This window comes from Burkholderia sp. B10, assembly GCF_004368385.1.
Classification (GTDB): domain Bacteria; phylum Pseudomonadota; class Gammaproteobacteria; order Burkholderiales; family Burkholderiaceae; genus Burkholderia; species Burkholderia vietnamiensis.
The window spans coordinates 1-985 of record NZ_PQMX01000176.1; the positions used below are offsets into that span (position 1 = coordinate 1).

General features: G+C 55.6%; 1 protein-coding gene. It reads right to left on the bottom strand.

Features of this window, described 5'->3' with window-relative positions; genetic code table 11:
* Positions 1–114: 114 nt before the first annotated feature.
* The gene (locus tag C3Y15_RS31945) at positions 115–276 is read right to left on the bottom strand and encodes a BPSL0761 family protein (RefSeq protein WP_155121959.1); all 162 of its coding nucleotides are present in this window, start codon (positions 274–276) and stop codon (positions 115–117) included.
* Positions 277–985 lie beyond the last annotated feature (709 nt).

Consider the following 985-nt stretch of genomic DNA (forward strand, 5'->3'; position numbering starts at 1 on the left):
CGAAGGCAACCAGAAAGAGAGCAGCAAAAGCCGCAGGCAGTGAGGAGTTATCCACACCGGAATAGATGTACTACGCTGTCTCGGGGTGGGTCAGATTTAGATGAAAACGGTGGGTCAAGATTCGGTGAAAATCAACATTTTGGACTCCAACGGTTGCCCCTCGTCGGGCACTTTGGCCGTATGACTACGGTTGGCTATGTCGCCGGCAGATGCAAGCATCTGTAAAAACTCGCGCGTCTCGATGACCGATTTCGAGCGCTCATATGGGGTTGTCATCCGCCGCTCCGACAAGCAGTTGCTTTGTAACGTCGCAGTGCGATGCCACGCTGTTCAGCTCACACCACCGTTGCCACACGTAGTCTGCGTCTCTTGACCAGCCGGCCGCTCCAATGAGTTGGTAAATGCGCCCTGAGCAAGTCTTGCCGCGTAAGGTGTGACGGTCGAACGCGACGATTCTGGAACTGACGCGCCCCGTGTGGTCGCGCTCGTCTGCACCGACAAAGTGTCGCGCACCGTCCTCGGTCTCCAGAATTCTCCATCGCTTTAGCGAGACTTCGGGTTCGTCGGTCACGGACGCGATTGTCCAGATTGGCATGGAAATCTCCTTGTTCCCGGCGGGCTCTTAGCGGGCGTGCGAGCTTTCCCTCCGAGGCCGCTCCTCGAGCGGTTCTTCCATGCTAGTGGCAATTTTGTTGCGTTAGAGCGGAAAACATAGACTATTTTATCGGTGATTTTCGAGGACAGCTTATGCTTTATTTCGTACCGATGGGGCAGCTTATTGTTTACTGCGGAGAGGCTGACGGACGGTAGAGAAGCTGTTCGCGGACAGCTTATGCTTTATTCTGCGGGCAGGTTACGACGGATGAAATGCACAAGTCCCGCACCGCGCTTCGCTCGTTCGCTATGTTCGCGCCTGCGGCCACCGTATCGGCGCGCTGTCTGATTTGGGGCGCGACTGTTTCCACCGGTTAAACAGTCTCTGATA

What these genes read in the sequence shown, in the direction of transcription:
- C3Y15_RS31945 (WP_155121959.1), bottom strand. Translation starts at nt 276, where the DNA reads ATGACAACCCCATATGAGCGCTCGAAATCGGTCATCGAGACGCGCGAG.